Origin of the sequence: Pseudomonas sp. Z3-6 (genome assembly GCF_051131985.1) — a bacterium.
GTDB lineage: Bacteria > Pseudomonadota > Gammaproteobacteria > Pseudomonadales > Pseudomonadaceae > Aquipseudomonas > Aquipseudomonas zanjanensis.
Window position 1 is genome coordinate 6413799 of the sequence record NZ_CP071644.1, and the last position, 24355, is coordinate 6438153.

Consider the following 24355-nt stretch of genomic DNA (forward strand, 5'->3'; position numbering starts at 1 on the left):
AACCGATTCTGGTAGCCTTTCCGCCCTGGAGCAAGCCATGCAAGACCTCGATCCCGTCGAAACCCAGGAATGGCTGGACGCCCTGGAATCGGTTCTCGACAAAGAAGGCGAAGACCGTGCTCATTATCTGATGACCCGTATGGGCGAACTCGCGACCCGCAGCGGTTCGCAACTGCCCTACGCCATCACCACGCCGTACCGCAACACGATCCCCGTTACCCACGAAGCACGCATGCCTGGCGACCTGTTCATGGAACGCCGCATTCGCTCGCTGGTACGCTGGAACGCGTTGGCCATGGTCATGCGTACCAACCTGAAAGATTCTGACCTGGGCGGTCACATCTCCAGCTTCGCCTCCAGCGCGACGCTGTATGACATCGGCTTCAACTACTTCTTCCAGGCCCCGACCGACGAACACGGCGGCGACCTGATCTACTTCCAGGGTCACGCATCGCCAGGCGTCTACGCCCGTGCGTTCATGGAAGGCCGCATTACCGAAGACCAGATGAACAACTTCCGCCAGGAAGTGGACGGCAACGGCCTGTCCTCGTACCCGCACCCTTGGCTGATGCCGGACTTCTGGCAGTTCCCGACCGTTTCCATGGGCCTGGGCCCGATCCAGGCGATCTACCAGGCACGCTTCATGAAGTACCTGGAAGCCCGTGGCTTCATCCAGCCAGGCAAGCAGAAAGTCTGGTGCTTCATGGGCGACGGCGAGTGCGACGAGCCGGAATCCCTGGGCGCAATCTCCCTGGCCGGCCGCGAGAAGCTGGACAACCTGATCTTTGTCATCAACTGCAACCTGCAGCGCCTCGACGGCCCGGTTCGCGGCAACGCCAAGATCATCCAGGAACTCGAAGGCGTGTTCCGTGGCGCCCAGTGGAACGTCAACAAAGTCATCTGGGGCCGCTTCTGGGACCCACTGCTGGCCAAGGACGTCGACGGTATCCTGCAACGTCGCATGGACGAAGTCATCGACGGCGAATACCAGAACTACAAGGCCAAGGACGGCGCGTTCGTCCGCGAGCACTTCTTCAACTCGCCTGAACTCAAGGCCATGGTCGCCGACCTGTCCGACGACGAGATCTGGAAGCTCAACCGTGGCGGCCACGACCCGTACAAGGTCTACGCGGCGTACCACCAGGCGGTCAACCACAAAGAACAGCCGACCGTCATCCTGGCCAAGACCATCAAGGGTTATGGCACCGGTGCCGGCGAAGCGAAGAACACCGCGCACAACACCAAGAAAGTCGATGTCGACAGCCTGAAGTTGTTCCGCGACCGCTTCGACATTCCGGTCAAGGACAGCGAGCTGGAAAACCTGCCGTTCTTCAAGCCTGAAGAAGGCAGCGCCGAAGCCCGTTACCTGGCCGAGCGCCGTGCCGCACTGGGCGGTTTCGTGCCACAGCGTCGCGCCAAGAGCTTCAGCATCCCGACCCCGCCACTGGAAACCCTCAAGGCGATCCTGGACGGCTCGGGCGACCGTGAAATCTCCACCACCATGGCCTTCGTGCGAATCCTCGCGCAACTGGTCAAGGACAAGGAAATCGGCCAGCGCATCGTCCCGATCATCCCGGACGAAGCCCGTACCTTCGGTATGGAAGGCATGTTCCGCCAATTGGGCATCTACTCGTCCGTCGGCCAGCTCTACGAGCCAGTCGATAAAGACCAGGTGATGTTCTACCGCGAAGACAAGAAGGGCCAGATCCTCGAGGAAGGCATCAACGAAGCGGGCGCCATGAGCTCCTTCATTGCCGCCGGTACTTCGTACTCCAGCCACAACCAGCCGATGCTGCCGTTCTACATCTTCTACTCGATGTTCGGCTTCCAGCGTATCGGTGACCTGGCCTGGGCCGCTGGCGACAGCCGTACCCGTGGCTTCCTGATCGGCGGTACCGCCGGCCGTACCACGCTGAACGGTGAAGGCCTGCAGCACGAAGACGGCCACAGCCACATGCTGGCCGGGACCATCCCGAACTGCCGCACCTATGATCCGACCTACGGCTACGAGCTGGCGGTGATCATCCAGGACGGCATGAAGAAGATGACCGAAGAGCAACAGGACGTCTTCTACTACATCACCGTGATGAACGAGTCCTACCAGCAGCCAGCCATGCCGGCCGGCGTGGAAGCAGGCATCGTCAAGGGCATGTACCTGCTCGAGGAAGACACCCGCGAAGCGGCGCACCATGTCCAACTGATGGGCTCCGGCACCATCCTGCGCGAAGTGCGTGAAGCGGCGAAGATCCTGCGTGAAGAGTTTAACGTCGGTGCCGACGTCTGGAGCGTCACCAGCTTCAACGAACTGCGTCGCGACGGCCTGGCCGTAGAACGCAGCAACCGCCTGCACCCTGGCCAGAAGCCAAAGCTGAGCTACGTCGAAGAGTGCCTGAATGGCCGCAAAGGTCCGGTCATCGCCTCCACCGACTACATGAAGCTGTTCGCCGAGCAGATCCGCCAGTGGGTGCCTTCCAAGGAATTCAAAGTGCTGGGCACCGACGGTTTCGGCCGTAGCGACAGCCGCAAGAAGCTGCGTCACTTCTTCGAAGTCGACCGTAAGTTCGTTGTGTTGGCAGCCCTGGAAGCCTTGGCTGACCGTGGCGATATCGAACCTAAAGTGGTGGCCGAAGCCATCGCCAAGTTCGGCATCGATCCAGAAAAACGCAACCCACTGGACTGCTGAGGAGAATTTTCGTGAGCGAACTCATTCGCGTACCTGACATCGGCAGCGGTGAAGGTGAAGTAATTGAACTGTTTGTGAAGGTCGGCGACCGTATCGAAGCCGACCAGAGCATCCTGACGCTTGAATCGGACAAGGCCAGCATGGAAGTGCCTGCGCCGAAGGCCGGTGTCATCAAGAGCCTGAAAGTGAAGCTGGGCGACCGCTTGAAGGAAGGCGACGAACTGCTGGAGCTGGAAGTCGAGGGCGCCGCTGCGGCGCCTGAAGCGGCCGCCCCTGCGGCTGCCCCGGCAGCGGCTGAAAAGCCTGCCGCCGCGCCGGCTGCCGAAGCGGCTCCCGCTCCCGCTGCGGCGCCTGCCGCTGCCAGCGTCCAGGATATTCATGTCCCGGACATCGGTTCGTCGGGCAAGGCCAAGATCATCGAAGTGTTGGTCAAGGCTGGCGACACCGTCGAAGCCGACCAGTCGCTGATCACCCTGGAATCCGACAAGGCCAGCATGGAAATCCCATCGCCGGCCGCCGGTGTGGTGGAAAGCGTCGAGGTCAAGCTGGACGACGAAGTCGGCACCGGTGACCTGATCCTGAAACTGAAAGTAGCCGGCGCCTCGGCACCTGCCGCGCCTGCGCCAGCCGCCAAGGCTGAAGCCGCTCCAGCACCAGCCGCCGCGCCTGCGACCAAGGCTGAAGCAGCCCCTGCTCCTGTCGCCGCTGCGCCTGCGCCTAGCGGTGCCAAGGTGCATGCCGGCCCTGCGGTGCGTCAGCTGGCCCGTGAATTCGGTGTCGAGCTGTCCGCCGTAGGCCCGAGCGGCCCTCACGGTCGCGTGCTCAAGGAAGACGTGCAAGCCTACGTCAAGGCCATGATGCAGAAGGCCAAGAACGCACCGGCCGAAGGCGCCACCGGCGGCGCGGGCATCCCGCCGATCCCGGCGGTGGACTTCAGCCGCTTCGGCGAAACCGAAGAAGTGGCCATGACTCGCCTGATGCAGATCGGCGCGTCGAGCCTGCACCGCAGCTGGCTGAACATCCCGCACGTGACTCAATTCGACCAGGCCGATATCACCGAGCTGGAAGCTTTCCGCGTCGCGCAGAAAGCCGTGGCGGAAAAGGCCGGCGTGAAGCTGACCGTGCTGCCACTGCTGCTCAAGGCCTGTGCACACCTGCTCAAGGAACTGCCGGACTTCAACGCCTCCCTGGCCCCAAGCGGCAAGGCTGTGATCCGCAAGAAATACGTGCACATCGGCTTTGCCGTCGACACCCCGGAAGGCCTGCTGGTACCGGTCATCCGCAACGTCGACCAGAAGAGCCTGCTGCAACTGGCTGGCGAAGCCGCTGCCCTGGCCGAAAAAGCCCGGAACAAGAAGCTCACCGCCGACGACATGCAGGGCGCCTGCTTCACCATCTCCAGCCTCGGCCACATTGGCGGCACCGGCTTCACGCCGATCGTCAACGCGCCGGAAGTGGCGATCCTGGGCGTCTCCAAGGCCACCATCCAGCCAGTCTGGGACGGTAAAGCCTTCCAGCCGAAGCTGATGCTGCCACTGTCGCTGTCCTACGATCACCGAGTGATCAATGGCGCCGCCGCCGCACGCTTCACCAAGCGTCTGAGCGACTTGCTGGGCGACATCCGCACCATCCTGCTGTAACACCGGGCGGCCCTCCCTTGGGAGGGCCATTCGGCGCACCGTTTCCGAGCGCCACGCTCGTACCTCAACCCCGTCCGTTTGGCGGGGCTTTTTTTGCCTGGAATTCAGACCTGTGGGAGCGGGCTTGGTGGGAGCAAGGCTTGCCCGCGATGAAAACACCGCGGTCTCTTGAGTGCTGCGGTGCCTGGATCGCGAGCAAGCTTTGCTCCCACCAGGCTCGCTCCCACAATGGATTTGTGGCGCTGCACCTTAACTTGAAACCAACCAAGCCCCCCCCCCTGCGGGAGCGAGCCTGCTCGCGATGGCGGTAGGTCAGGCGACGCGGTAATTTCCTACCGCCCAAGTTTTAAATGACTACGCCCCCTGTAGTCATTCCCCACAACCCGCGCCCCCTTCCCTATCGATATTTATCGCCCACCGAGCTTTAGCATCGAACCGCCAAGGCACCTTGATGGGTGTCCCATTAAAACTTCGAATGGATTCGAATATGTTCAAACCTACCGTCGGCCCGATTGTCGGGCACACGACCACGGACCATGCCCGGATATTCCTGCGCGGTGATCATGGCAACAGCCAGGTATTTGCCGGCATTCGCCACCGACGCCGAGGGGACACAGGCTGGTCGATAGGGCAATTTGTCCAACTGAAGGCCTACCGCGACATGTCCGATGTCATCGTGTTGAAAGGTCTTCAACCCGACACCGCCTACGAATACCAGGCCGGCTGGTTCAGCCCCCTGAGCCCGACCCATACCGTGCAAACCATCCAGGAACTGCCCTTGCAATGGCCCAGGAACACCTATTGCTTGCGCACGCCGACCGATAAAACCGATGCGCCGCGGACTTATATCGTGGGCTCGTGTCGCTACTTGCGGATCGTCGCCAATACCCCGCTGCTACCCGCGCTCGGGGATCGCACCTTTGCCGGCATCAATCGTGTCGTCGAACAAGCCGACCCGCCGATCAGCGCGGTAGTGATGACCGGCGACCAGGTTTACCTCGATGACCTGAATGTCATCGGCCCGGACCGAACCTATGAAAACATTCTCTTCAGATACCGAACGGTATTTGCCCAGCCGCAGATCCGCAAGCTGATGGCTGGCACCCCGACCTACATGATCCTCGACGACCATGAAATCGAAGACAACTGGCCCGCCAGGAGAACCGCCCAGGACGACCTCCTGTATGCCAATGCCATGAGCGCTTATCGGTTTTACCAGGCCAGCCACGGGCCCGTCCATGAACTGTCGGGCGACGGAACATTGAACAGGGCGTTGACCCGCTACTGGTACACCTTTGCCCACGGGGATATCCATTGGTTCGTTACCGACAGCCGGACGCAACGCAACCTGTCGGCGGACGACCGGCGCATCCTCGACCAGGAACAGGAACAGGCCCTGCTTGAATGGCTTGTCAGCAGCCCCGCCCGGGTCAAGCTCGTCGTTACCAGTGTGATGTTTTTCCCTGACCACAAGCGCAATGACGGCGATGCCTGGCAGGCGTTTCCGGCACAACGGCTGCGACTGCTGGACAGCATCCGTCGCCAGCGGATCAAAAACGTAGTGTTCATTTCGGGTGACGTCCACGGTTCCATGACCAGCCGGCTGCGGCACAGCGAGGATCCTGATTTCGAGGTCAACACCGTCGTTTCCTCGCCCTTCTACAACAGCAAACTGCTGCCTTTTGCAAAAGCCGCGGATTTTATTTTCCATCGGCCCATGGCCCGCACGGACAACGGTGAGTACCGCTATGAACTGACCAGCGAAGTGGTGAGCCAGGACAACTTCGCCCGCCTGCAGGTCACGGCGCAGAGCCTCCAAGTCACCTTCCACGACCGTGACGGCAGGCCCTTGCAGACGGTCGATATCCCGCTGCGATGAACTTCCATGCCCTCTGATCGGCTGGCGACTGGAGAAATCCCGTTGTCGGCCGATAAAAGGTTTATAGCACTTGGCCTTCATCTCTCTTGTCAGCCAGTGCCGCAATGATGCAACCTTGCGCCAATCCGTAATAACGAGGGCGTCAGCCCGGCGCGATCAGCATTTTCGAAGCGAGTTTCCCCATGAAAAGCCAACCCGATGCCGCCAGCCGTATGGCGGCCGAGGTAGTGACGCAGTTACCGGTGCCCGCGCGGCTCGGTATGCTGCGTTTCGAACGGCTGAATGAAGCTAGCTGGGCGCTGTTGTTCCTCGACCCCAATTGCGAGCGACACTTCGGCCTGCCGGCGGTAGAGCTGTGCTCGCTGGTCAGCTCGCCCTACGCCAGCCTGATGGAACCCGAAGCGCGCTATCAACTGCATGACGCCATCCAGCAGCAGTTGGCCCAGGCCGCGCATTACCAGATTCGCTACACGCTCCACACCGCCAAGGGGCCGATGAACGTACTGGAGACGGGCGAAGCCTATAAACAGCACAATCGCCACCTGCTGCGCGGCTACCTGCTGGTGGTGGACGATTTGCTGCAAAGCGAACCCTCCATGCCGGCCCTGGACCTCGAAACCCAGAACTCGCGCCTGCAGATCGCCCTGGAACTGAACCAGCGCGCCCAGCAAGAACAGCTCCAGCACCTGGACCGCGTACGTGCCCAACAGGACCTGATCCTGCTGCTGACCCGCCAACGCTACAGCGCCAACAATTCCCTGCTCGAAGCGGCCGAACTCATCACCCGCAGCGCCTGCGACATCTACCAGATTGATTGCGCCAGTATCTGGAACCTCGACGATGGCAAGCTGGTGCCGATTTCCGCCTATAACCGCGCGTCCCAGGAATATTTCCTGCCAGCGGTGATCGACGCCAACGAGTTTCCCGACTACATGGAGGCGCTGCAGACCTGCCGCGCCATCGACGCCCACAATGCGATGCGCGACCCGCGTACCCGGGAAATGGCCGGGAACCTGCGCGCTCGCGACGTCAATGCCATTCTCGACGCCAGCGTGCGTATCGACGGCCAAGTGGTGGGCGTGCTGTGCCTGGAACAAGTGGGCGCCACCCGCGCCTGGCAGTCGGATGAGATCGCCTTTGCCGGCGAGCTGGCGGACCAGTTCGCCCAAGTCATCAACAACCACAACCGACGCACCGCCACCAGCGCCCTGCACCTGTTCCAACGGGCCGTGGAGCAGAGCGCCAACGCGTTCCTGCTGGTCAATTGCGACGGCGTGGTGGAGTACGTCAACCCGAGCTTCACCGCGATCACCCAGTACACCACCGAGGAAGTCCACGGCCAGCGCCTTTCGGAACTGCCGGCCCTGGAAAACCTCAGCGAACTGCTGTTCGATGCGCCCTCGGCACTGGCCCAGAGCAACAGTTGGCAGGGTGAGTTCAAGAGCCGGCGCAAGAACCTGGAGCCCTACTGGGGCCAGTTGTCGATTTCCAAGGTCTACGGCGACAACCGCGAGTTGACCCACTATATCGGCATCTACGAAGACATCACCCAGACCAAGCTGGCCCAGCAGCGCATCGAGCGCCTGGCGTACACCGACAACCTGACCAACCTGGGCAACCGCCCGGCGTTCATCCGCAACCTCGATGAACGCTTCGCCCGGGACAGTGACTCGCCCATCAGCCTGCTGCTGGTGGACATCGACAACTTCAAGCGCATCAACGACAGTCTCGGCCACCAGACCGGCGACAAACTGTTGATCAGCCTGGCCCGGCGCCTGCGCAACAGCTTGAGCCCCAGTGGCAGCCTGGCGCGCTTCGCCAGTAACGAATTCGCGGTGCTGCTGGACGACACCGATCTGGAGGCCGGGCAGCAGATCGCCAGCCAGTTGCTGATGACCCTCGACAAACCGATGTTCGTCGACAACCAGTTGATCAGCGTGACCGGTTCCGTGGGCCTCGCCTGCGCGCCGCTGCACGGTCGCGACCCGCAGACCCTGATGCGCAACGCCGGCCTCGCCCTGCACAAGGCCAAGGCCAACGGCAAGCATCAGGTCCAAGTGTTCACCGAAGCACTGAATGCCGAGGCCAGCTACAAGCTGTTCGTGGAAAACAACCTGCGACGTGCCTTGACCCAGAACGAACTGGATGTCTTCTACCAGCCCAAGCTGTGCCTGCGCAGCGGTCGCCTGTTGGGCATGGAAGCGCTGCTGCGCTGGAACCATCCGGAAAAAGGCATGATCCGCCCGGACCAGTTCATCAGCGTGGCCGAAGAAACCGGCCTGATCATCCCCATTGGCAAATGGATCGCCCGCCAGGCCTGCCGGATGAGCAAACAGCTGACCGCCGCCGGCCTGGGTAACCTGCAAGTGGCGATCAACTTGTCACCCAAGCAGTTCTCCGACCCGGACCTGGTCGCCTCCATCGCCAGCATCCTCAAGGAGGAACAACTGCCGGCGCGGCTGCTGGAGCTGGAGCTTACCGAAGGCCTGCTGCTGGAAGCCACCGAAGACACCCACTTGCAGCTCGACCAGCTCAAGCGCCTGGGCCTGACCCTGGCCATGGACGACTTCGGCACCGGTTATTCGTCCCTCAGCTACCTGAAGAAATTCCCGATCGACATCATCAAGATCGATCGCAGCTTCATCCATGAGATCCCCGACAACCAGGACGACATGGAAATCACTTCGGCGGTGATCGCCATGGCCCACAACCTGAAACTCAAGGTCGTGGCCGAAGGCATCGAAACCGCCCAGCAACTGACGTTCCTGCGGCGTCATCGTTGCGACGTCGGCCAGGGCTACCTGTTCGACCGGCCAATCCCTGGCGCGGAGCTGATCGAAAAGCTCAAGCGCTACCCGCGCGGGCCTCTGGTCTGACAGCTGCGTATAGCTTGCGGCGGCTTTTCTGAGGCACACTGACGGTCTATTTCGCTCAACTCCATCTGACTGAGAGGACTGATCATGGTCTTGCGCTCGGAAATCCTGGTGAATAAAAACGTGCTTCCTACTCCTGATCAAGCTCTGCCTGGCCGTGAAACCCCGATGACCGTGCCGGAAAAACACTTCGTCCACGACGCGCCCCTACTGGGCCCGTTTGCCATGGACGTAGACTTCGCAATCTTCGGCCTCGGTTGCTTCTGGGGCGCAGAGCGCAAGTTCTGGCAGCGTGAAGGCGTGGTCAGTACCGCGGTGGGTTACGCCGGCGGTTTCACGCCGAACCCGACGTATGAAGAGGTCTGCTCGGGCCTTACCGGCCACAGCGAAGTGGTGCTGGTGGTCTACGAGCCAGCGAAAGTCAGCTACGAAGAGCTGCTGAAGATGTTCTGGGAACTGCACAACCCGACCCAGGGCATGCGCCAGGGGAACGACATCGGCACCCAGTACCGTTCGGTGATCTATGCCACGAACCCGGCTCAACTGGCAGCGGCCAGACACAGCGAGCAAGTCTTCCAGGCTGAGCTGACCAAGGCCGGCAAAGGCACCATCACCACCGAAATCGAAGAAGCGCCGACGTTCTACTTCGCCGAGGCCTATCACCAGCAATACCTGGCGAAGAACCCTGAAGGCTATTGCGGGATCGGCGGCACCGGCGTGACCTGCCCGATCTGACTACAAGCTTCGCGAGCAGGCTCGCTCCCACAGGTCCAGCGGCATATCCAAATGTTGCATGCACACCAGGGCCAATGTGGGAGCGAGCCTGTGGGAGCAAGGCTTGCCCGCGATGCAAACACCTCGGTGTAGCTGGTAGACCCAGGCGATGCCATCGCGAGCAAGCTCGGCTCCCACAGGGGCCCGGGGCGGGCACGATAAGGGGGTACACCCCAAAAGCCATGTGGGAGCGGGCTTGCTCGCGAAGGCGCCCTTCCAGACGCCATCAAACCATCAGCTCTCAGCGATCAACCAATCCATCTGCCACCCACCTTGGGTCTGCCCGAGCTTTTTCGACAGCCACGGCAGCAGCTCACGCAACTCTTCTTCCAGTCCCCACGGCGGGTTGGCAATCGCCAGGCCGGAACCGTTCAGGCTGTTGGGCGTCGCCAGCGGGTGCACCAACAGTTCCACCCGCAACAGCTTCGGCGCGCCCGTGCCAGCCAGGTCCTGGTAGAAGCGGCGCAACATCCGCTGGTCCTTCACCGGGTACCAGATGGCTGCCACCGTCTGGCGCATCCGGCCAATCGCCTCCTTGAGCGAGGCGGCACAGCGCTGCATTTCGTCAAGCTGTTCGAAGGGTGGATCGATCAGCATCAGCGCACGCTTTTCCGCCACCGGCAGCAACGCCCGCGGCACATGCCAGCCTTCACCCAGGTGCACCACCACGCGACGGTCGCCTTTCATGTTGTCCTTGAGCAACACGCCGTCTTCCGGATGTTTCTCATTAAGCAGCACACGGTCCTGAGGCCGGGTCAGGCGCCGCGCCAGCTCCGGCGAGCCCGGGTAGTAGCGCAATTGGCCGTCCGGGTTCATCTCGTGCAGCACTTTCATGTAGTCGGCAGTCAACGGCGGCAGGTCGCCCTCGCCCCACAACCGCGCGATGCCTTCCAAATACTCACCGGTACGATTGGCCTGGTCGCCCTGCAAGTCATACAGCCCGGTGCCCGCGTGGGTATCGAGGTAGGCAAAGGGCTGTTCCTTGCGCGACATCAGCGCGATGAGGCGGGTCAAGGTCAGGTGTTTGAACACGTCGGCGTGATTGCCGGCGTGGAAGGCGTGGCGATAATTCATGGCGGCTCCTGCGAAGGGCGACGAGTTTACCTTGAAGCGCGCCGAACGTCAGGGGGTGGCAGCCCGGCGGACACGCCACGATCAGCCTAGCTCGCGCAGCAAGTACGCCTGCAAGGGCGCCTTGGGCGCGGCAAGCGGCTTCGATCGCTGAAGAAAGTGGGCAATCTTGCACCGCAGGATGCGCTGGTCGACCCGCTCACACAGAGACGGATGCTCTTCGCCCAGCCATGTGAGCAAGTTATCCACAAGACACTCCGTCGGCGCCTCGGCCATGGCTTCCAGCAGCGCCACCGGTACGTCCCACCAAGGAAAAATCCGGGCCGGCCGCTGGGCATCTCCCACGAACTCAAGGGATCGACCGTTGATCAGGCAACGGTTGATCACCGGCAAGAGCTGCCCGGCGTCCACCGCCGTCGATTGCAGGATCGGCCCCATGAACCGCCCATCCCAAAAGCGCAGGAAAACCGCCTTGCCACCTGGCAGCAACACCTGGGTGAGCCCACGCAAATGCTCGGCAAGGTCTTCCTGGTCGGCACGCGACACTGCCAGCCACCCCCAATCGAGTGAATCGGTGGCCGCTATCCAGTCAAGGAACTCACTGTCTGCGCGAACAAGCCCCACATAGGGCATGACCGCTTCCCACCCGGCATACGGCGTGTCGGCCCAGATCGGTGTGGGTGTCGCGCCAATCGAGCGCCGCCAGGCCGATAACGCCCCGGCGCTGCTGGCGTTGCTGAATATAGCGAAAAGCTGCTCGGACGCCAGCAACGGATGGTGCTCAAGCCAGGCGCGGGGCGTTTGATCGCTGTTCATGGGCGCTCCTGTATGTCGACAGATGTGTGAAAGCCCGACGGCACTGCGCAGACGCCGTTTCTGCAACGTTCACATTCCTCGCAGAACGGCGCCGAGCCTTGGAAACTGAGGATTTGCGCCAGGGAAAGCCGAGGTGCCGCCGCAGGGACCGGCTTTCCGGCGCTGCCCGGCGAAACCGCTGCCGCGCCCATGACCGCCATCGGCGCCCCACCGACCTCGATCGGCACGCTGCTGAAAATCCCGTCGGCGCCAATGTTGATCCAATGGCCGCCAGCCTGCAGGGTCACACTGGCGCCAGCCTCCAGGACCACTTGCTGGCCGGCGCTGACATGAAACTGCTGGCCGGCGTTCAAGACCTGACTGGTCACACGGATATGCCGATCGCCACTCACCAGCAAGTGATCGTCCTGGCGGACTTCAGCCCGGCGCCTTCCGTGGGTCACGCGCTGCTCATCGGCCTTGAGCTCGTGCCGCGCCGTGCCGGTGACGACGATACTGCGCTCGTGATCGACCCGCACCCGCTGGTCGTGCAGCACATGCTGGGTCCAGTTTCGCTGGGCCCGCAGGTAGATCTCCTCGGCCCCCTTGCGGTCCTCGATGCGCAGCTCGTTATAGCCTTCCCCACCAGGGCTGCTCCGGCTGCGCCAGATACTGCGGGTGTTGTCCGCCGGCAGTTCCAGCGGAACCTGGTTGGCGCCATTGGGCAGGCAACCGACCACCAACGGCTTGTCCACGTCGCCATCGATGAACCCCACCAGCACTTCCATGCCGACCCGGGGAATCATCACTGCACCATAGTGATCATGGGCCCAGCCCGTGGCCACGCGCAGCCAGCAACTGGAATGCTCATCGCGCCGGCCGTGACGATCCCAGACCAGTTGCACCTTGACCCGCCCGAATTCATCGCAATGGATCTCGCTGCCCTGCGGCCCGGTCACCACCGCTGATTGATAGCCGTGGGCATGGGGCTTTTCGTGCTGCAAGGACGGACGAAAGAACACGTCCCATGGCGTGGCGAGGAAGGTATTTCTATAACCCTGGAATTCATCCGGACTGGAGGAGGCTGTTTCTTCCAGCACCTGGGGTTGACGGCCATGATGGTTGATCTGGGTCAGGAGCCACAGATCGTTCCACTGTTCCCGGGGATGGTCCTTGATGCGCATGAAATGCCCGCTGACGAAGGCGCTGTCATCGCTGTCGCCCTGTGCCACGCGATAATTGGCGCCGTGACGCTCAAGGGTGCGTCGGGTCAGGTGCTTGCCATCGTCACGGTCGCAGAACCCACCAGGGTACCGATAGTCCTCAAGAACAGGACGTTGCCGATTGCAGAGCTCGGCTTGCAATGTCACGCCAGGCTTGCGGAAGTCGTAGTCGCGCAACGTCACGGCCGTGGTATGGGTCTGAATTTGCACCGCCAAGCGCTTGATGGCCGGCGCGTCGGCAGCCATGCCGCTGTCGGAAAGGTACAGCGTCGATTCGGGCAGGCAAGGAAACACGGTCTGGTCATCACCGAACACCAGCAGATGACCGTCAGGGCGGTGGCGAAAATGGTAGTGGATACCGACTTCAGCGCAGACCCGCTCAATGAACGCCAGGTCGCTTTCACCGTACTGCACACAGTATTCACGCTCGGGGTATTGCCCTGCGAGGGTGAATTCGTAGGCACCCGCCAGGATCCCGTGATCCTTCAAGACTTGGGCGACGATAGCGGGCACGCTCAAGTGCTGGAAGATCCGCTGGTTGATACATTGGCGCAAGTAGGCCAGGCGTGGCACCAAGGTGACCTGGTAGCGAGTCAGGCGCTTGCCCGAGTCGCCTTGGGCGACGCTATAGAGCTGACCGTGTATGCCACCCTCCCGGTCGTCGAACCCCAGAAATGCCTGACGATGCAGAAGCTCTTCCAGTGCCAGGTCGGACCGTTCGCTGACCAGTTCCAGGTCAAAACGATAGGGCTGGCTGATGGCTTCCGTGCCCTTGAACTCAAGCACCTTGAGCTCGCTCGGCGGGTTGTCGAGCGTCAGCGTGAATCGCGGCGGGAACATCCTATGTGCCTCTGCTGAATGGAGGCGGATGATTCTGCATGAGCACCAGGGACGTGTATTGGAGGCGCAAAAAAACAGATTTGCCCTACATCCAAGAAGCTAAAAGCTGCTAAGCGTGATGCATTTTCCGATAGACATTCGAAGCATCACGACCAACCGCTACCGTCCTACAAACGAATCAGCAGTTTCTTGCAACGTGCTCGATCTCTTGCCAACAGTGGGCGTGATAACGTGCGCCGGTCGCAAAAAAGCAAAGGACGCAGGACATGACGACACGCTACGCAAAAATCGCAATGACCCTGGCACTCGCTGCATTCGCCTTCCTGACGGTGTTCAACAACCTCACGGACTACCGCTCCAACTTCAATTTCGTCCAGCATGTACTGAGCATGGACACCACCTTCCCCGACAATGCCGCCCGGTATCGCGCCCTCGATAAACCGTGGATGTGGCACGGCGCCTATTGGCTGATCATCTTCGGCGAGGCATTGACGGCGGGGCTGCTGGGCTACGGCGCAGTGAAACTGTGGCAGGCACGCCGGGCCGAGGCCGGGGCATTTGCCCGCGCCAAACGATGGACCGTGGCCGGCTTGACGGTCGGTTTCTTCGTCTGGTTCTTTGGTTTCATGGTGGTCGGCGGCGAATGGTTCCTGATGTGGCAATCAGAAATCTGGAATGGCCAGGACGCTGCGTTCAGGTTCTACATGGCGATCCTGGGCGTGTTGATCTTTCTCAACCAGCCTGATGCCGAGATGAAGTGATATCCGTGGCGAGGGAGCAAGCTCCCTCGCCACATTGGATCACCTGCGGGCTCAAGGCCGCGCAGAAAGTCTTACTGGTTCAGACGGAAATCTTTCTCGGCCGCTTCGAAGCGCTGCACCATACCGGTGGTAGGCGTGCCCATCTTGCTGACGAAGTAGATAGCCAGGCTGGCGAAGATGAAGCCTGGGATGATTTCGTACAGACCCAGCAGCTCGAAATGCTTCCAGACCACGACGGTGATCGCGCCGACCAGGATACCGGCCAGGGCGCCGTTGCGAGTCATGTTCTTCCAGACCACGGAGATCAGGACCACCGGACCGAAGGCGGCACCGAAGCCGGCCCAGGCGTAGCTCACCAGGCCCAGTACGCGGTTTTCCGGGTTGGCGGCCAGGGCAATGGCGACCAAGGCCACCAGCAGCACCATGGCGCGACCGACCCAGACCAGTTCCAGCTGGGAAGCGCTCTTGCGCAGGAAGGTCTTGTAGAAGTCTTCGGTCAGGGCACTGGAGCACACCAGCAGCTGGCAGCTCAGGGTGCTCATCACCGCCGCCAGGATGGCCGACAGCAACACGCCAGCAACCCAAGGGTTGAACAGGATCTTCGCCAGCTCGATGAACACGCGCTCAGGGTTTTCGGTCACGGGACCGGCCACTTCAGGGTGCGCCGAGAAGTACGCGATACCGAAGAAGCCCACGGCCACGGTGCCGCCCAGGCACAGGATCATCCAGGCCATGGAGATACGACGCGCCTTGGCAATCGACTTGACCGAATCCGCCGCCATGAAGCGCGCCAGGATGTGCGGTTGACCGAAGTAGCCCAGGCCCCAGCCCATCAGCGAGATGATGCCGATGAAGGTGGTGTTTTTCAGCATGTCGAAGGACGTAGGATCTTTCGCTTCGATCGCCAGGAACGTGGTGTCCACGCCGCCGGTGGCCAACAGTACGATGATCGGCGTGAGGATCAGCGCGAAGATCATCAGGGTGGCTTGTACGGTGTCGGTCCAGCTCACCGCCAGGAAACCACCAACGAAGGTATAGGCGATGGTCGCGGCAGCACCGGCCCACAGCGCGGTCTCGTAGGACATGCCGAAGGTGCTTTCGAACAGACGGGCACCGGCCACGATGCCGGAAGCGCAGTAGATGGTGAAGAACACCAGGATCACCACCGCAGAGATGATCCGCAGCAGGCCGCTCGTGTCTTCGAAACGGCTGGAGAAGTAATCCGGCAGCGTCAGGGCGTCACCGTTGTGCTCGGTCTGCACTCGCAGGCGACCGGCCACGAACAGCCAGTTCAGGTAGGCACCGATGACCAGGCCGATGGCGATCCAGCTTTCCGACAGGCCGGACATGTAGATGGCACCCGGCAAACCCATCAACAACCAGCCGCTCATGTCGGAAGCACCGGCGGACAACGCCGTGACCACGCTGCCGAGGCTGCGACCGCCCAGGATGTAGTCGGAAAGGTTATTGGTGGAGCGGTAAGCCATCAGGCCGATCAGGACCATGGCTGCGATGTAGATCACGAAAGTGATCAAGGTGGGATTACTAACACTCATGAGTTACGCCCTGGCTTTGTTTTTATGATGCGGTGGCAGTTGAAAGCGTCGACAACGCTGAAGTTGTAGCAACGATTTGCAGTCCCGCGAATTTATGACTGATGTTTCCCCAGGAAAGCCATCAGCCGATGCCCCTCGGCTTGGAACCGGTTGCACCTTGGCCGCGAATGCTATTCAACAAATCAAATAAGGTGCAACCAGTTTCGCTCGAATAAGTTGCACCTGATCGGTTTTGTCGCGAAATCGCTGTTTTTTGCTCCCTTTTAGTGCAGTGAACGGCCCTTCTCTAGAAGCCAAAGCACTAAGGCGGTGCAGGAACGACCGGGCAGTATTTACTTCCAGATGAGCTGCCTGTCATTTCGAGAAAAAAAGGGTTGCACCCGGTTGCACCTCAATCAGCGCGCAGCTAATCTTGCCGCCAGCTGATGCCACGCCATACGTGGTAAACATGAGGATAAAAATATGGCTACCACCACCCTTGGGGTCAAACTCGACGACCCGACCCGCGAACGCCTCAAGGCGGCCGCAACCTCGATTGATCGCACGCCGCACTGGCTGATCAAGCAGGCAATTTTCAATTACCTGGAAAAACTCGAGGGTGGTGCAACCCTGACCGAGCTGAACGGTTCCCCTCGTGCCGACAGCGACGACGCTGGCGATGTACAGGTCGACCACGCTCACCAATGCTTCCTCGAGTTTGCCGAGAGCATCCTGCCGCAATCGGTCCTGCGCGCCTCCATCACCGCTGCTTACCGTCGCCCGGAGCCGGAAGTGGTGCCGATGCTGATGGAGCAGGCCCGACTGCCGGCCGAAATGGCCGAAGCCACCAATAAGCTGGCGGCGTCGATTGCTGAAAAACTGCGTAACCAGAAGAGTGCCGGCGGCCGTGCCGGTATCGTTCAGGGCCTGTTGCAGGAGTTTTCCCTGTCTTCCCAGGAAGGCGTGGCGCTGATGTGCCTGGCCGAGGCGCTGCTGCGCATCCCGGACAAAGGTACCCGCGATGCCCTGATCCGCGACAAGATCAGCACCGGCAACTGGCACCCACACCTGGGCAACAGCCCGTCGCTGTTCGTCAACGCCGCCACCTGGGGCCTGTTGCTGACCGGCAAGCTGGTCGCCACCCACAATGAAGCAGGCCTGACTTCGTCCCTGAGCCGCATCATCGGCAAGAGCGGCGAGCCGATGATCCGCAAGGGCGTCGACATGGCCATGCGCTTGATGGGCGAGCAATTCGTCACCGGCGAAACCATCGCCGAAGCCCTGGCCAACGCCAGCAAGTTCGAATCCAAGGGTTTCCGCTATTCCTACGACATGTTGGGTGAAGCCGCACTCACCGAACATGACGCCCAGAAGTACTTGGCCTCGTACGAACAAGCCATTCACTCGATCGGCAAAGCCTCCCATGGTCGTGGGATTTATGAAGGCCCGGGCATTTCCATCAAGCTCTCGGCCCTGCACCCGCGCTACAGCCGCGCCCAGTACGAGCGCGTCATGGAAGAGCTGTACCCGCGCCTGCTGTCGCTGACCCTGCTGGCCAAGCAGTACGACATCGGCCTGAACATCGATGCCGAGGAAGCCGACCGCCTCGAACTGTCCCTGGACCTGCTGGAGCGCCTGTGCTTCGAGCCGCAACTGACCGGCTGGAACGGCATCGGTTTCGTGATCCAGGCGTACCAGAAGCGTTGCCCGTATGTGATCGACTACGTCATCGACCTCGCCCGTCGCAGCCGCCACCGCTTGATGATTCGCCTGGTAAAAGGCGCGTACTGGGACAGCGAGATCAAGCGCGCCCAGGTCGAAGGCCTGGAAGGCTACCCGGTCTATACCCGCAAGGTGTACACCGACGTGTCCTACATCGCTTGCGCCCGCAAGCTGCTGTCGGTGCCGGAAGTCATCTACCCGCAGTTCGCCACGCACAACGCCCATACGCTGTCGGCCATTTACCACATCGCTGGTCAGAACTATTACCCGGGCCAGTATGAATTCCAGTGCCTGCACGGCATGGGTGAACCGCTGTACGAACAGGTTGTAGGCAAGGTCTCCGAAGGCAAGCTGAACCGTCCGTGCCGTGTGTACGCCCCGGTCGGCACCCACGAAACACTGCTGGCCTACCTCGTACGTCGCTTGCTGGAAAACGGCGCGAATACTTCGTTCGTCAACCGCATCGCCGACCAGTCGATTTCCATCCAGGAACTGGTCGCCGATCCAGTGGCCAGCATCGAGCAGATGGCAACCCTGGAAGGCGGTTTCGGCCTGCCGCACCCGCGCATCCCACTGCCACGCGACCTGTACGGCAGCGACCGCGCCAATTCCAGCGGCATCGACCTGGCGAACGAACATCGCCTGGCATCGCTGTCTTGCGCCCTGCTGGCTACCGCCCATAACGACTGGAAAGCCGTGCCGATGCTCGGTTGCGCCGCTAGCGAAGAAAGCCCGGCAGCGGTGCTCAACCCGTCCGATCACCGCGATGTGGTTGGCCATGTGCAGGAAGCCACGGTTGCCGACGTCGACAACGCCATTCAGTGCGCCCTCAACGCCGCACCGATCTGGCAGGCCACGCCACCGGCCGAGCGCGCTGCGATCCTCGAGCGTGCCGCCGACCTGATGGAAGGTGAGATCCAGCCGCTGATGGGCCTGCTGGCCCGCGAAGCCGGCAAGACCTTCGCCAACGCGATTGCCGAAGTACGTGAAGCCGTGGACTTCCTGCGCTACTACGCAGTGCAGGCGCGCAACGATTTCACCAACGACGCCCACCGCCCATTGGGCCCGGTGGTCTGCATCAGCCCGTGGAACTTCCCGCTGGCGATTTTCAGCGGCCAGGTCGCTGCCGCTCTGGCCGCCGGCAACCCGGTTCTGGCCAAGCCCGCCGAACAGACGCCACTGGTGGCGGCCCAGGCGGTGCGCCTGATGCTCGAAGCCGGTATTCCGGAAGGCGTCCTGCAACTACTGCCGGGTCGCGGCGAAACCGTCGGTGCCCGCCTGGTGGGTGACGAGCGCGTCAAGGGCGTGATGTTCACCGGTTCCACCGAAGTTGCCCGCCTGCTGCAACGCAACATCGCCGGACGCCTGGACAACCAGGGCCGTCCGATCCCGTTGATCGCCGAGACCGGTGGCCAGAACGCGATGATCGTCGATTCCTCGGCGTTGACCGAACAAGTGGTCATCGATGTGGTGTCGTCGGCCTTCGACAGCGCCGGCCAGCGTTGCTCGGCCCTGCGGGTCCTGTGCTTGCAGGAAGATTCCGCCGACCGCGTCATCGAAATGCTCAAGGGTGCCATGGCCGAATCGCGCCTCGGCAATCCTGAGCGCCTGTCCGTGGACATCGGCCCGGTGATCGACGCCGAAGCCAAGGCCGGCATCGAGAAACACATCCAGGCCATGCGCGACAAGGGTCGCGCCGTGTACCAGATGGCAATCGTCGACAGTGACGAGTGCAAGCGCGGCACCTTCGTGATGCCAACCTTGATCGAACTGGAAAGCTTCGACGAGTTGCAGCGTGAAATCTTCGGCCCGGTGCTGCACGTGGTGCGTTACAAGCGCAAGGAGCTGGATCAGTTGATCAACCAGATCAACGCTTCCGGCTATGGCCTGACCCTGGGCGTGCATACCCGCATCGACGAGACCATCGCCAAGGTCATCGACAATGTGCATGCGGGCAACGTGTACGTGAACCGCAACATTGTCGGCGCCGTGGTCGGTGTCCAGCCGTTTGGTGGCGAAGGCCTGTCGGGCACCGGCCCCAAGGCCGGTGGTCCGCTGTACCTGTACCGCCTACTGTCGATGCGTCCTACCGATGCGATCCAGCAATCCTTCGTCCGTGGCGATGCGCTGGCGGCGCCGGACCTGCGTTTGCGTGAGGCCATGGGCAAACCGCTGGCGGCGCTGCAAGCCTGGGCTGACAGCCAGAAGCTCGCCGAACTGAGTGCCCTGTGCGTGCAGTTCGCGGCTCAGTCGCAAAGCGGTATTACCCGTCAGCTGACTGGCCCGACTGGCGAACGCAACAGCTACGCCATCCTGCCGCGCGAGCACGTGCTGTGCCTGGCCGACGTGGAAGGCGACCTGCTGACGCAACTGGCGGCGGTATTGGCCGTGGGCGGCTCGGCCGTGTGGCCGGAAACCGACACCAGCAAGGCTGTGTTCGCACGCTTGCCGAAGGATATTCAGGCGCGCATCCAGCGGGTGGCCGACTGGACCAAGGACGATGTGCTGTTCGATGCGGTCCTGCATCACGGGGACTCGGACCAACTGCGCGGCGTTTGTCAGCAAGTGGCCAAGCGCGCCGGCGCCATCGTCGGTGTGCACGGGTTGTCCCAGGGCGAAACCAATATCGCGCTGGAACGCTTGGTTATCGAACGCGCGCTGAGCGTCAACACCGCTGCGGCGGGTGGTAACGCCAGCCTGATGACCATCGGCTAAATGCTGTAAGCCAGGCACCTGCAATAGGTGCCTGGCAATCCGAAACACCTGTGGGGAGCTTTGTGGGAGCAAAGCTTGCTCGCGATCCAGGCACTGCAGCACCCAAGACACCGCGGCGCTTTCCTCGCGGGCAAGCCTTGCTCCCACAAGCTTTGCTCTCATAAAGCTTTGCTGCCATAAGCAGCTCCCACACTTTTTTTGATTAGCGTCACCCTCGCTCCTCCATCACCCAAATCAATCATCCTGTTCAGCCTCCATCCCCACGCCTAGACTCGGCCCATTCCAAAAAAAGGTAGGCCGCCATGTCCGAGACGTTGCTCAGTTCCCGCAATCTGGCTTTCGAGCTGTACGAAGTCCTCGATGCCGAGGGCCTGACTCAGCGCGAGCGGTTTGCCGAGCACAATCGCGAAACCTTCGACGCAGCCCTCGGCACGGCCCGCAGCATCGCCGAGAAATTTTTCGCGCCTCACAACCGCAAGAATGATGAAAACGAACCGCGCTACGAGAACGGCGAGGCGATCCTGATCCCCGAGGTGAAACCGGCGGTGGATGCCTTCCTGGAGGCCGGCTTCCTCAACGCTGCACGCAGTTTCGAGGCCGGAGGCATGCAATTGCCAACACTGCTGTCCCAGGCCTGTTTCGCGCACTTCCAGTCGGCCAATGCCGCGTCGACCTCTTACCCGTTCCTGACCATGGGCGCGGCGAACCTGATCGAAAGCTTCGGCAGCGACGAGCAGAAGCAGCGCTTCCTGCAACCGATGATCGACGGCCGCTTCTTCGGCACCATGGCCCTGACCGAACCCCATGCTGGCTCATCGCTGTCGGATATTCGTACACGCGCAGAACCGGCGCCCGACGGCACCTATCGACTCAAAGGCAACAAGATCTTTATCTCCGGTGGCGATCATCCGCTGTCGGAAAACATCGTGCACATGGTCTTGGCGAAATTGCCGGATGCACCGCCGGGCGTGAAAGGCATTTCGTTGTTTATCGTGCCCAAGTTCCTGGTCAACGACGACGGCAGCCTCGGCCCGCGTAACGACGTGCTGCTGGCCGGGTTGTTCCACAAGATGGGCTGGCGCGGCACCACGTCCACCGCGTTGAACTTCGGCGACAACGGCGAATGTGTCGGTTACCTCGTCGGCAAACCGCACCACGGCCTGAGCTATATGTTCCAGATGATGAACGAGGCGCGGATCGGCGTCGGCATGGGCGCGGTGATGCTCGGTTACGCCGGTTACCTGTATTCCCTCGAGTACGCCCGCGAACGCCCGCAGGGACGGGTGCCCGACAGCAAGGACCCGACCACCGCCCCCGTGGCAATCATCCAGCACGCCGACGTGCGGCGCATGCTGCTGACCCAGAAGGCCTACGTCGAGGGTTCGTTTGACCTGGGCCTTTATGCAGCCCGGCTGTTCGACGACACCACCACCCTGGAAAGCGAAGCCGAACGTCGGCGCGCCCATGAACTGCTGGACCTGCTGACCCCCATCGTCAAATCCTGGCCCTCGGAGTTCTGCCTGAAAGCCAACGAACTGGCAATCCAGATTCTCGGCGGGCACGGCTACACCCGCGAATACCCGGTGGAGCAGTACTACCGCGACAACCGCTTGAACCCGATCCATGAAGGCACCCACGGTATCCAATCCCTGGACCTGTTGGGACGCAAATTGGCGCAGAACGGCGGTGCCGGTCTCAAGCAGTTGATCCGCCTAGTGGCCGACACCACGGAGCGGGCCCAGGCGCACTCATCGCTGACGCCGCTGCGCCAGCCGCTGGAAGCGTTGGTGGCGCGCCTGCAAACCGTCACCCTCGGTTTGCTGACGGACTTGGCCCAGGGCAAGGTCAACGGCAGCCTCGCCAACTCGGCGCTGTACCTTAAGGTGTTCGGGCACATGGTGATTGGCTGGCGCTGGCTGGAACAGGCGATTCGTGCCGAGGAAGGCCTGGCCAAGGGCAACGCGGCGGACAGCGACTTCTATAGAGGCAAGCTGCAAGCGGCGCGCTATTTCCTGACCTGGGAAGTACCGGGGTGTCACCATGAGCTGGCGATTCTCGAGGCGCGGGATGATACGTGCCTGGGGATGCGGGATGAGTGGTTCTGAGCCAGTGCTTGTGGTGTGGCTGACATCCAATCGCGAGCAAGCTCGCTCCCACAGGGACAGGCGTGAATACAGATTTTGTGTTCACCAATATCTAACTGTGGGAGCGGGCTTGCTCGCGAAGGCGGTGGATCAGGCAAATCAATTGCAACTGACATACCGCCTTCGCGAGCAAGCCCGCTCCCACAATTAGCTCACGGCCAGACCTTGGTCAGACCTGCTGAATCGTCTTGGCAATCACCTCGACCGTGGCGCTGACCTGCTCTTGGTAACGGTCGAGTTCCGCTTGATGCTGCTTCTGCATTTCCATCTGCTGCGAACACAGGTTCATCGCCGCCAATACCAGCAGGCGATCACCGATCAGCGTCGGGTATTTCCTTTTGGTATCGGCCAGTGCGGCCTTGAGCATCGAAGCGGCGTCCAGCAGGGCCTGTTCCTGCCCGGCCGGCGCTTTGATTGAATAGTCTTCTCCCAGGATCGAGATGACCGTCACCCCGTCGGCGCCGTGCTTCATGCGCTGACAGGACCGGCGCTGGCGCGCTCGATCAGGGCCTGGATGCGGGCCGTGGTGGCGCCGTGCAGTTCTTCCTGTTCCATCAGGCTCAGTTGCAGGCTTTCGTTTTCATCCTTGGCCTTGGCAAGTTCCGCGCTCAGGGTTTCGTTCAGGCCGGTGAGTTGCAGGTTCTGTTGCACCAGGTCATTGACCAGTTGCTCCAGCTGGCTGAGGGATGCTTCCAACATATTGATTTCCAGGCTTTTCCAAGGGGCGCGTACGATAAAGAAAAGTCACCGCCGATGCCACGCTTTACGCAGTGGCGGCGCTTCGCTCGCGAGCTGTAGAGACTGCGATTCAAGCATCTGGTTCCTACCCTTCGTCGCACGGCGACCGCTGCACTGCGACAAAAGCACGCACGGCACTCAAGACTTCGGTCGCTGGACCGATAAGTCAGTGAAACCAGTCACAGCCCCGCACGGACGCGCTTCTTCACGGTAACTTCCATGTCCCTACGTAATATGAACATCGCGCCGCGGGCGTTCCTGGGGTTTGCCCTGATCGGCGCCCTGATGCTGGCCCTTGGGGTGTTTGCCCTCAGCCAGATGAGCAAGATTCGGGTATCTGACGACAACATCGCCCAGAACAGCGTCCCCAGTATCAAGGCCCTGAACGACTTCACCCAGCTCACCCTGCGTTTGCGCGTGTTGTCCTATCGCCTGCTGACCAACCGCGAAGCGGATACCCAGCAAAAAACCCTGGATCTGTTCGAGCAGCGCAACCAGCAGGTCCGCGCCGCACAGACGGCCTATGAAAAACTCATCAGCGCGCCTGAAGAACGGGCCGCGTATGAGCAGTACGTGCAGCTGCTCAATCAGTACCGCCAGCTCGAAGAGCGGATGAAAACCCTGTCGCGCAACAATCAGGTCAACGAACTGCAAGCGCTGCTCAACACCGAGCTGATGAGCAATTCCGACGCCATCAACGCCGTGCTGGCTCGTTTGACAGACATCAACAACCAGCAAGCGGAAGCATTCAATAAAAACACGGCGCAACAATATTCCACCGCGTTCAACTGGGTCGTCACCCTGCTGGTCATCGCCACCGGCCTGACCGTGCTGTTCGCCTGGCTGCTGACCAACAGCATCACCAAGCCGATCGCCAACGCATTGGATGCCGCCGAGGAAATCGCCAAGGGCAACCTGACCCGGCCGATCACCGTTGACGGCAGCGACGAAGCCGGCCGCCT

14 protein-coding genes and 1 pseudogene are annotated in these 24355 nt (G+C 61.5%); 9 read left to right on the plus strand and 6 right to left on the minus strand.

What is annotated here, in order from left to right:
* Positions 1-37 precede the first annotated feature (37 nt).
* From aceE to msrA, 5 genes are all read left to right on the plus strand, one after another.
* A complete protein-coding gene (gene aceE, locus J3P88_RS27715) occupies positions 38-2683 on the plus strand; it encodes a pyruvate dehydrogenase (acetyl-transferring), homodimeric type (protein ID WP_053117793.1) in 2646 nt (881 codons plus the stop codon).
* Between the two features lie 11 nt (positions 2684-2694).
* On the plus strand, positions 2695-4323 hold the full coding sequence (gene aceF / locus J3P88_RS27720; protein WP_434572797.1) for a dihydrolipoyllysine-residue acetyltransferase: 1629 nt from the start codon (positions 2695-2697) through the stop codon (positions 4321-4323).
* 487 nt (positions 4324-4810) lie between these two features.
* Positions 4811-6202 (plus strand): alkaline phosphatase D family protein, encoded by a 1392-nt coding sequence (locus tag J3P88_RS27725; protein WP_434572798.1) that lies wholly within the window; start codon positions 4811-4813, stop codon positions 6200-6202.
* A 182-nt stretch (positions 6203-6384) separates the two neighbouring features.
* Positions 6385-9078 carry a putative bifunctional diguanylate cyclase/phosphodiesterase gene (locus J3P88_RS27730; RefSeq protein ID WP_434572799.1) on the plus strand — a complete coding sequence of 898 codons (2694 nt, stop codon included), beginning with the start codon at positions 6385-6387 and terminating at the stop codon, positions 9076-9078.
* An 84-nt stretch (positions 9079-9162) separates the two neighbouring features.
* Entirely contained in the window at positions 9163-9810 is a 648-nt protein-coding gene (gene msrA, locus J3P88_RS27735; RefSeq protein WP_186706022.1) for a peptide-methionine (S)-S-oxide reductase MsrA, read from the plus strand.
* A gap of 273 nt (positions 9811-10083) precedes the next feature.
* Here msrA and J3P88_RS27740 read toward each other — a convergent pair whose 3' ends face one another.
* The 3 genes from J3P88_RS27740 to J3P88_RS27750 all read right to left on the minus strand — a co-directional run bounded on the left by J3P88_RS27740 (position 10084) and on the right by J3P88_RS27750 (position 13778).
* Positions 10084-10923, minus strand: a complete 840-nt coding sequence (locus J3P88_RS27740) for a 23S rRNA (adenine(2030)-N(6))-methyltransferase RlmJ (protein WP_186706023.1) — start codon at positions 10921-10923, stop codon at positions 10084-10086.
* An 81-nt stretch (positions 10924-11004) separates the two neighbouring features.
* The gene (locus J3P88_RS27745; protein WP_434572802.1) at positions 11005-11736 is read right to left on the minus strand and encodes a DUF4123 domain-containing protein; all 732 of its coding nucleotides are present in this window, start codon (positions 11734-11736) and stop codon (positions 11005-11007) included.
* Positions 11733-13778: a type VI secretion system tip protein VgrG gene (locus J3P88_RS27750; RefSeq protein ID WP_434572803.1), complete on the minus strand. Its 2046-nt coding sequence runs from the start codon at positions 13776-13778 to the stop codon at positions 11733-11735. The genes J3P88_RS27745 and J3P88_RS27750 overlap by 4 nt, the downstream gene beginning before the upstream one ends.
* A 266-nt stretch (positions 13779-14044) precedes the next feature.
* On the opposite strand from J3P88_RS27750, the gene J3P88_RS27755 reads away from it, so the two are divergent.
* Positions 14045-14539: a DUF2165 family protein gene (locus tag J3P88_RS27755; RefSeq protein ID WP_186706026.1), complete on the plus strand. Its 495-nt coding sequence runs from the start codon at positions 14045-14047 to the stop codon at positions 14537-14539.
* Between the two features lie 71 nt (positions 14540-14610).
* Here J3P88_RS27755 and putP read toward each other — a convergent pair whose 3' ends face one another.
* The gene (gene putP / locus J3P88_RS27760; RefSeq protein WP_186706027.1) at positions 14611-16095 is read right to left on the minus strand and encodes a sodium/proline symporter PutP; all 1485 of its coding nucleotides are present in this window, start codon (positions 16093-16095) and stop codon (positions 14611-14613) included.
* A gap of 462 nt (positions 16096-16557) precedes the next feature.
* Here putP and putA point away from each other — a divergent pair, with 462 nt between their 5' ends.
* Both putA and J3P88_RS27770 read left to right on the plus strand, forming a co-directional pair.
* The gene (gene putA, locus J3P88_RS27765; RefSeq protein WP_434572805.1) at positions 16558-20511 is read left to right on the plus strand and encodes a trifunctional transcriptional regulator/proline dehydrogenase/L-glutamate gamma-semialdehyde dehydrogenase; all 3954 of its coding nucleotides are present in this window, start codon (positions 16558-16560) and stop codon (positions 20509-20511) included.
* A gap of 302 nt (positions 20512-20813) precedes the next feature.
* A complete protein-coding gene (locus tag J3P88_RS27770; RefSeq protein ID WP_434572807.1) occupies positions 20814-22616 on the plus strand; it encodes an acyl-CoA dehydrogenase in 1803 nt (600 codons plus the stop codon).
* A gap of 208 nt (positions 22617-22824) precedes the next feature.
* Here the strand turns inward: J3P88_RS27770 and J3P88_RS27775 are convergent, their stop codons facing one another.
* Together J3P88_RS27775 and J3P88_RS27780 are read right to left on the minus strand one after the other, a co-directional pair.
* Positions 22825-23127, minus strand: a complete 303-nt coding sequence (locus J3P88_RS27775) for a cell division protein ZapA (protein ID WP_186706030.1) — start codon at positions 23125-23127, stop codon at positions 22825-22827.
* Complete coding sequence (locus J3P88_RS27780; RefSeq protein ID WP_434572809.1) at positions 23124-23354, minus strand: hypothetical protein; 231 nt, start codon at positions 23352-23354, stop codon at positions 23124-23126. The genes J3P88_RS27775 and J3P88_RS27780 overlap by 4 nt, the downstream gene beginning before the upstream one ends.
* A gap of 324 nt (positions 23355-23678) precedes the next feature.
* Between J3P88_RS27780 and J3P88_RS27785 the strand changes: the two are divergent.
* Positions 23679-24335 (plus strand): annotated as a pseudogene (locus J3P88_RS27785) (MCP four helix bundle domain-containing protein); the annotation flags it as partial.
* Positions 24336-24355: the final 20 nt, after the last annotated feature.

Excerpts from the sequence above, each read along its gene's own strand:
- aceE (WP_053117793.1), top strand. The coding sequence starts at position 38 with ATGCAAGACCTCGATCCCGTCGAAACCCAGGAATGGCTGGACGCCCTG.
- J3P88_RS27725 (WP_434572798.1), top strand. The coding sequence starts at position 4,811 with ATGTTCAAACCTACCGTCGGCCCGATTGTCGGGCACACGACCACGGAC.
- J3P88_RS27730 (WP_434572799.1), top strand. The coding sequence starts at position 6,385 with ATGAAAAGCCAACCCGATGCCGCCAGCCGTATGGCGGCCGAGGTAGTG.
- msrA (WP_186706022.1), top strand. The coding sequence starts at position 9,163 with ATGGTCTTGCGCTCGGAAATCCTGGTGAATAAAAACGTGCTTCCTACT.
- J3P88_RS27740 (WP_186706023.1), bottom strand. The coding sequence starts at position 10,923 with ATGAATTATCGCCACGCCTTCCACGCCGGCAATCACGCCGACGTGTTC.
- J3P88_RS27745 (WP_434572802.1), bottom strand. The coding sequence starts at position 11,736 with ATGAACAGCGATCAAACGCCCCGCGCCTGGCTTGAGCACCATCCGTTG.
- J3P88_RS27750 (WP_434572803.1), bottom strand. The coding sequence starts at position 13,778 with ATGTTCCCGCCGCGATTCACGCTGACGCTCGACAACCCGCCGAGCGAG.
- J3P88_RS27755 (WP_186706026.1), top strand. The coding sequence starts at position 14,045 with ATGACGACACGCTACGCAAAAATCGCAATGACCCTGGCACTCGCTGCA.
- putP (WP_186706027.1), bottom strand. The coding sequence starts at position 16,095 with ATGAGTGTTAGTAATCCCACCTTGATCACTTTCGTGATCTACATCGCA.
- putA (WP_434572805.1), top strand. The coding sequence starts at position 16,558 with ATGGCTACCACCACCCTTGGGGTCAAACTCGACGACCCGACCCGCGAA.
- J3P88_RS27770 (WP_434572807.1), top strand. The coding sequence starts at position 20,814 with ATGTCCGAGACGTTGCTCAGTTCCCGCAATCTGGCTTTCGAGCTGTAC.
- J3P88_RS27775 (WP_186706030.1), bottom strand. The coding sequence starts at position 23,127 with ATGAAGCACGGCGCCGACGGGGTGACGGTCATCTCGATCCTGGGAGAA.
- J3P88_RS27780 (WP_434572809.1), bottom strand. The coding sequence starts at position 23,354 with ATGTTGGAAGCATCCCTCAGCCAGCTGGAGCAACTGGTCAATGACCTG.